The following is a 7,539-nucleotide window of genomic DNA, read 5'->3' as shown; positions in this document are numbered from 1 at the left end:
CCGGTCCGGCCCCTGGCGGCGGGACACGGTCCGGGAGGCCCGGCGCAGGAGTTTCAGCGCCCGGTCGTAGTGCTTCGGGTTGGGCACGGTGCGGATCTCGCCCGTGCTGTCGGCCAGCACCGCCAGCGACTTCACGCCGAGGTCCACGCCCACGGCGGCTTCGGGGCGGGCGACCCGGACCAGGTCCTTCTTGACCTCCGCCTGGAAGGAGGCGAACCAGCGCCCGCGCTCGTGCCGCACGGTGGCGGACAGGACGCGCGCGGTCCCGACCTGGAGGCGGATGAGGAGCTTGGTGGTGGGCTCGTGGGTGCGGATCGTGCCCAGCCTCGGCAGGGTGACGTGCCGCCCGTCCTCGACGCGGATGGTGCCGGTGGTGAACCGGCAGGCCAGGCGCGCCTTCCGCTTCGTCTTGAACCGGGGCGCACCCACCCTCTTGCCACGCCGCCTGCCCTGCCTGGACTTGGCGTAGTTGTCGAGCGCGGCGGACGCGTTCGCAAGGCCGGTGCCGTACGCCTCCTTGGAGTTCTCCTCCCACCAGGAGGCGAACCGCGGATCGGTCTTCTTGGCCTCGTTGAACGCCTTCCGCAGCGCGGGCAGCGACCACGGCCGCCACGGCGTCAACTCCGCCTCGGGCACGCCGTACGTCTCCTCGGCCCTGCGCTGCCACCACGACGCGGTCACCCAGCCGACGGCCCAGTTGTACGCCGCCCGCGCCGCACCGCAGTGCGAACGCAACGCCCGCTCCTGGGCGGCGTTCGGATCCAGCGCGAACCGGAACGCCTGCACCACGAAACCCGGCCGCGGCTGGAACTTGCGCATGCCGGACTCCCCTCGCCCTTGTGGTCAGTCAGTGACTACAGTTTAGGGCATGGAATCCCTCGAAGACTGGATCACCAGCGAAGAAGCCTGCGCCCGCCTGGGCATCGCCTGGCGCACCCTCTACAACCTCCATCGCCGCAGCCCCGACTTCCCCACCCCCCGCAAGATCGGCCGCACCCTCCTGTGGCCCCGGGCCGAACTCGACGCATGGCGCGCCGAACATCCCACCCGTAAGAGATGAAGGACGACCAAAGGCGAGATTCGATGAGACTCTCGGCAGCAGCTTTCAGCACCTCGGTCCGCCTCCGCCGGTCGGTTCGACAGGGCCGCCGCGGGTTGTCCGCCTGGGCGGGTGCTGGGTGCTGGCTGTCGGTTGCCGGGTGTGATGCGGGCGTATCGGTTGAATCGTCGACCGATCGGGCTGAACGAGCCGTTCACCACCTGCGCGACCCGTATCCCCGACTAGGGGGAAACCGCGCTCAGTTGCTCGCCGTGGCCAGTTTCGCGGCGAAACCGAGGAACAGCGCCCCCGCCGCCGTCGTGAGGCCCGCCGACAGCTTCCGACGGCGGCGGAACTGCGTGGCGAGGTACGCGCCGGCGAGGATCAGCACGGTCACGTACGCGATGCTGAAGACCTGGTAGACGAGGGCGAGCAGCGCGAAGGACAGGGCCGGGTACGGGTACCGGGGATCGACGAACTGCACGAAGAACGAGAGGAAGAACAGGATCGCCTTCGGGTTCAGGACGGTGATCACCAGCGAGCGCCGGAACAGCCTTCCGCCCGTCGACGGGTCGGCGGCGGCCGCGGTGTCCTCCGCCGTCTTCTCCTTGCGGCGGCGCCACATCGCCCACGCCGCCCGGATCATGCCCACGGCGATCCAGGTGAGGTAGCCGGCGCCGGCGTACTTCACGAGGGAGAACAGCAGCTCGTCGGCCCGCAGCAGCGAAGCGAGCCCGGCGGCCGTCGCCACCATGAGGAGGGTCTCGCCCAGGAACACCCCCGCCGCGGCACGACAACCGGCCCTGACCCCCAGCCGTGCGGCGACCGACAGGGTGAACAGGGAACTCGGCCCCGGCAGCAGGATGATCAGCAGCGCTCCCAGGGCGTAGGTCGGCAGATTCTCCACTCCCAGCATCTCGCCACCCCTTCCGTCCGCCCGCCGGGCCCGACGGGCGGCGCCGCCGTCCGACGTCGTTTCCCGTTCGCACCCCGCGTGCGCTCACCCTCTCCTCCCGGCCGCCCCGCGTCACGCCGATTTCCGGAGAAGAAGTTCCCGGAGCGCGGCAACCTTTTGCGGGGCGGCGGCCACCAGGGAGTGGATCCGCCCGGCCGAAGGCCCGGATCCCCCTTTCTCTGTACCGTCCGCAAGGAGAACAACCCCCCATGAACCACCCCACGAACGGCGGGCGCCGCGGCCGTCACCGCCGTCGCTGGAGCGCCACCGCCCTGCTGCTCGGCGTGCCCGCCGCCGTCGTCCCGTACCTCCTGCTCACCCAGGAGGAGTCGCAGGCCGTGACGGTCGACGGCAGCGCCTACTACCGCCTGGTCTCCGTACGCAGCGGCAAGGTGATGGACGTCAAGGCCTTCTCCACCGCCGACGGCACCCGTATCCAGCAGTGGACCGACCAGAACACCGCCAACCAGCAGTGGAGACTGAGGCCCACCGGCGACGGCTACTACGAGCTGGTGAACCGCAACAGCGGCAAGGTCCTCGGCATAGCGGGCGACTCGACCGCCCAGGGAGCCGCCGCCGAGCAGCAGACCGACAGCCCCTCCGCCTCCCAGGAGTGGCGGATCGACGAGGTGGACGGCTCCGGCGCCGTCACCTTCACCTCCCGCAGGAGCGGCCAGGTCCTGGACGTCTCCGGAGGCACCACCGCCCAGGGCGCGGCGATCATCCAGTACCGCGGCAAGGGCAGCACCAACCAGCACTGGAAGCTGGTGAAGGTGACCGAGACCCAGACGGCCGCGACCGGACCGTACGTGTGGAAGAACGCCCAGGTGGTGGGCGGCGGTTACGTCACGGGCCTGGTGTTCAACCCGCGGGAGAAGGGCCTGCTGTACGCGCGCACCGACATGGGCGGCGCCTACCGCTGGGACCCCGCGGCCGAGCAGTGGATCCCGCTGACCGACTGGCTCGGCGAGAAGGACTGGAACCTGCTGGGCATCGACGCCCTGGCCACCGACCCCGTCGCCCCCGACCGGCTCTACCTCGCGGCGGGCACCTACACCAACGACTGGGCGGGCAACGGCGCGATCCTGCGCTCCACCGACCGGGGCCGCACCTTCCAGCGCACCGACCTGCCCTTCAAACTGGGCGGCAACGAGGACGGCCGCGGGGCGGGCGAACGCCTTGTGATCGACCCTGCGGACAACCGCACCCTGCTCCTCGGCACCCGCAAGAACGGCCTGTGGCGCAGCACCGACAGCGGTGTGACGTGGCGTCAGGTCTCCTCGTTCCCCGTCAAGGACGGGGCGGGCAGCGGCGCGGGCATCTCCTTCGTGACATACGGCCCGGCCGGCAGCAGGACGGTCTACGTCGGCGTCGCCGACAAGTCCACCTCCCTCTACCGCTCCACCGACGGCGGCAGCACCTGGCAGGCCGTCCCCGGACAGCCCACCGGCCAGATGCCGCAGCACGGCGTGCTCTCCGGCGACGGCTCGCTGTACGTGACGTACACCAACGCCCTCGGACCCAACGGCGTGACGGCGGGCTCGGTCTGGAAGCACACCCCCGCCTCCGGGGCGTGGAAGAACATCTCCCCGTCCCAGGGCAACTACGGCTTCTCAGGCCTGGCCGTCGACCCGCGGAAGCCGTCCACGGTGATGGTCACCACCCTCGGCCGCTGGTGGCCCGAGGACGAGTTCTACCGGTCCACCGACGGCGGTACGACCTGGAAGGCACAGGCCGCGAAGGCGGTGCGGGACGCCTCCGCCGCCCCCTACATCGGCGACCACACCGGGCACTGGATGACCGCCCTGGCCATCGACCCCTTCCACTCCGGGCACGTGCTGTACGGCACCGGCAACGGCATCTGGCGCAGCAAGGACGCCGACGCCACCGACGGCGGCGGCACCAGCCACTGGACCGCGGGGGCCCGGGGCCTTGAGGAGACCGCGCTGATGGACGCGATCGCCCCGCCCGGCGGCGCCGCCGTCGTCACCGCCATGGGCGACCAGGGCGGTTTCCGCCACGACGACCTGACCAAGGTGCCGGCCGGGCGGCTGGCCAACCCGATGATGACCAACAGCACCGACATCGACTTCGCCCAGTCGAACCCCTCGATGATGGTCCGCGTAGGCCGTGGCGGCGCGCAGGACGGCGCCTACTCCACCGACGGCGGCGGCAGTTGGACCGGCTTCAAGGCGGAGCCGGTGGCCGGCGCCCAGGACGGTCATGTCGCGCTCGCGGCGGACGGCTCCACCATCGTCTGGACCCAGGCGGGACAGGCCCCGTACCGCTCGACCGACAAGGGGGCGAGCTGGTCGAAGGCCGGCGGTCTGGGGACCGGCGCCGTGGTCGTCGCCGACCGTTCCTCGGCCCGGACCTTCTACTCCCTGTCCGGCGGCACGCTCCACGCCTCCACCGACGGCGGCGCGACCTTCACCGCCCGCGCCACCGGCCTGCCCTCCGGCCGGCTCACGGCCGTGCCCGGCGTCGCCGGGGACCTGTGGATCGCCGGCGGCGACAAGGGGCTGCTGCACTCCACCGACGGCGGCCGCACCTTCACCCCGCTCACCACGGTGAGGTCCGCCTCCGCCCTCGGCTTCGGCAGGGCCGCGCCCGGCGCCTCCTACCAGGCCCTGTACCTGATCGGCACGGTCAAGGACGTCACCGGCGTCTTCCGCTCCACCGACAAGGGCGCCACCTGGCTCCGCGTCAACGACGACGCCCACCAGTGGGGCGCCATCGGCGGCGTCGGCGTGATCACCGGCGACCCCGACGTGTACGGGCGCGTCTACGTCGGCACCAACGGACGCGGCCTCCAGTACGGCGACCCGTCCTGACCGACCCGTCCTGATCGGCTCCTCCTGACCGATCCCACCGTCCCGGCGGCGTGTATCAGCGGCCGCCGGGGCGGTGTTCGGTGATCCAGCGGGCGGCGAGGAGCCCTGAGCCGGCGGTGAGGACGGCGGCGGCGATGACGGTGGCGTCCAGGCCGAGGGCGTCGGCGAGGACGCCCGCGACCAGGGCTCCCGCCGCGTAGCCGATGTCCCGCCAGAACCGGTACGTCCCCAGGGCGTTGGCGCGCCAGGCCGGGTGGGCGTGGTCGGAGACGGAGGCGATGAGGGCCGGGTAGACCATGGCCGTGCCGAGGCCGAGGGCGACGGCGGACAGGACGCCCGCGAGCAGCGGGCGGTCGAGCAGGGCCAGGGCGAGGACGAAGCCGCCGGCCTGGACGAGCATGCCGTACACGATCAGGGGTTTGCGGCCGACGCGGTCGGCGAGGTGGCCGGTGGGTATCTGGCCGAGGCCCCAGAGGATCGGGTAGAGGCCCTTGATCAGGCCGACGGCGGCCAGGCCGAGGCCGTGGTCGGTGAAGAGGAGGGGGAAGACGCCCCAGGTCAGGCCGTCGTTGAGGTTGTTGACGAGCCCGGCCTGGCTGGCGCCGCGCAGGGAGCGGTCGCGCCAGGAGGTGCGGACGAAGACGGCCTTCAGGCCGGTGGCCTCGCCGGCCGGCAGGGGAGTGGTGTGCCGGGCCAGTTCCAGGGCGACGTGGGCGGCGGTGTCGCGGACGACGAGGGCGAGGGCGAGACCGGCGACGACGAAGACGACGCCGACGAGTTCGGGGACGGGGCGCAGGCCGTAGCCGGTGGCGAGGTAGCCGGTGAGCAGGGCGGTGACGCCGACGGCGGTGTAACCGGCGGCCTCGTTCAGACCGGTGGCGAGCCCCCGCCGGGCGGGGCCGACGAGGTCGATCTTCATGTTGACCGTCATCGACCAGGTCAGGCCCTGGTTGAGGCCGAGCAGGACGTTGGCGGCGACGATCCACCCCCATGAGGGGGCGTACGCGAGGACGAAGGGGACGGGGACGCCGATCAGCCAGCCCGCCACCAGGAGCTGCTTGCGGCGGAAGCGGGCGGTCAGGGCCCCGGCGGCCAGGTTGGTGAGGGCCTTGGCGAGGCCGAAGGCGATGATGAAGGAGAAGACGGCCAGGTCGCTGGTGAGGCCGAAGGTCTCGGAGCCGATGAGCGGGACGGTGGTGCGCTCCAGGCCGACCAGGCCGCCGACGCAGACGTTGACGACGACGAGCAGGGCGAACTGGAGCCGGTTCTCGCGCAGTCCGAGGCGTACGGGACGGGCGGCGGCGTTCGCCGAGGCGGGGCCGGTCTTCACGCGCGTGCGTCCCCCGTGCCCTGGACGAGCCGCTGCCCGTGGGCGGCGGCGTAGTCGGCCGGGCCGCCGTGGAGGACGGCGAGGTCGGTGTGGCCGGCGCGCTCCAGGAGACTGGCGGCGGTCATGGCCCGCTCGCCGTGGGCGCAGGCCACGATCGGACGGCGCGGGGCGTCCGCGGCGACGGCGGCCAGGCCGCCGAGTTCGAGGTGGACCGCGCCCGGCACGTGTCCGGCGGCGAACTCCGACTCCTGCCGGACGTCGACGTACGGCCGGTCTCCCGCCCGGTCGGGGGGCAGGAAGGCGATGCTGTTCTGCGGGTTCCCGTCGGCGAGCCAGGCCGCCATCCCGCCGCCGAGGCGCCCCGCGAGCCGCTCGTAGCCGATCTTGTACGCCTGCCGGACGAGCTCGCCCGGGTCCTGGTCCTCGTCCGTGACGAAGGCGAGCGGGGCGGTGTCCGGCAGGAGCCAGCCGAGCCAGGTGGCGAACGCGGCGCGCAGCGGGATCGAGAGGGAGCCGGGGACGTGGCCGGCCGCGTACGCCGCGGCCGGGCGGACGTCGACGACGTGACCGCCGTCGGCGACGAGGGCGCGGACCTGCCCTGCGGAGAGCCCGGGCAGGGTCGGGGGGCCGGTCAGGACTGCGGGGCCGCGCCGGTTGGCCTCGGCGAGCCGGTCGAAGTACGCGGGGTAGCTGCCCAGGCCCGCGGTCAGCCGGGCCACGAAGGCGTCCTCGTCGGGAGCCGCGAGCAGGGGGTTGCTCCGCTTCTGCGCGCCGACGGTGGTGGTGCGCTCGGCACCGGGCGGGGCGGAGCAGAAGGACCCGGCGCCGTGGGTGGGCCACACCGCCGTCGCGTCCGGCAGCGCGGCCAGCCGGCGCAGGGAGCGGTACTGGGCGCGGGCCAGCTCCTCCGTACGGTCGGCGCCGAGGAGGTCGGTGCGGGCGGCGGAGTCCACGATCAGCGAGCCGCCGGTGAACACGCCGAGCTCCCGGCCGCCGTCGAGCAGGAGGAAGGACAGGTGCTCGTCGGTGTGCCCGGGGGTGGCGAGCGCGCGCAGGGTCAGGCCGCCGAGGTCGGCCTCGTCGCCGTCGGCGAGGCCCCGGTGGTCGAATCCGCGGTGACCGGCGGCGGAGGCGAGGATCGTGGCGCCGTGGTCGTGGCCGAGCTGGACGGCGCCGGAGAGGAAGTCGGCGTGCAGGTGGGTGTCGGCCGCGTACGCGACGGTCAGGCCGCGCCGCCCGGCGGCGGCGCGCAGGGCGCGCAGGTCACGGCTCGCGTCGACGGCGAGGGCGCGGCCGTCGCCCAGGTCGACGAGGTAGGCGCTGTTGCCGAGCCCCTCGTCGACCAGCGGGATCAGATGATCGTCGGCGAAACCCATCGTGC

The 7,539-nt window shown here is 73.0% G+C and carries 6 protein-coding genes; 2 read left to right on the top strand and 4 right to left on the bottom strand.

The features are described 5' to 3' along the window. Positions 1–819, bottom strand: an 819-nt coding sequence (locus QK442_RS31170) for a transposase (RefSeq protein ID WP_282697448.1), incomplete at its 3' end; no start/stop codon positions are given. Positions 820–868: 49 nt separating this feature from the next. Here QK442_RS31170 and QK442_RS31165 point away from each other — a divergent pair. Then, on the top strand, positions 869–1,060 hold the full coding sequence (locus tag QK442_RS31165; protein ID WP_282697447.1) for a helix-turn-helix domain-containing protein: 192 nt from the start codon (positions 869–871) through the stop codon (positions 1,058–1,060). A 238-nt stretch (positions 1,061–1,298) separates the two neighbouring features. Here the strand turns inward: QK442_RS31165 and leuE are convergent, their stop codons facing one another. Continuing rightward, a complete protein-coding gene (leuE, locus tag QK442_RS31160; RefSeq protein WP_282697446.1) occupies positions 1,299–1,955 on the bottom strand; it encodes a leucine efflux protein LeuE in 657 nt (218 codons plus the stop codon). 248 nt (positions 1,956–2,203) lie between these two features. On the opposite strand from leuE, the gene QK442_RS31155 reads away from it, so the two are divergent. After that, positions 2,204–4,828, top strand: coding sequence for an RICIN domain-containing protein (locus QK442_RS31155; RefSeq protein ID WP_282697445.1), 2,625 nt, complete (start codon positions 2,204–2,206; stop codon positions 4,826–4,828). Between the two features lie 55 nt (positions 4,829–4,883). Here QK442_RS31155 and QK442_RS31150 read toward each other — a convergent pair whose 3' ends face one another. Further along, positions 4,884–6,158: an MFS transporter gene (locus QK442_RS31150; protein ID WP_282697444.1), complete on the bottom strand. Its 1,275-nt coding sequence runs from the start codon at positions 6,156–6,158 to the stop codon at positions 4,884–4,886. Continuing rightward, a complete protein-coding gene (locus QK442_RS31145; protein ID WP_282697443.1) occupies positions 6,155–7,534 on the bottom strand; it encodes an MBL fold metallo-hydrolase in 1,380 nt (459 codons plus the stop codon). The genes QK442_RS31150 and QK442_RS31145 overlap by 4 nt, the downstream gene beginning before the upstream one ends. Positions 7,535–7,539 lie beyond the last annotated feature (5 nt).

This window comes from Streptomyces sp. CC208A (genome assembly GCF_030010625.1).
Lineage (GTDB): Bacteria > Actinomycetota > Actinomycetes > Streptomycetales > Streptomycetaceae > Streptomyces.
This window is presented reverse-complemented; position numbering and strand designations above follow the sequence as displayed.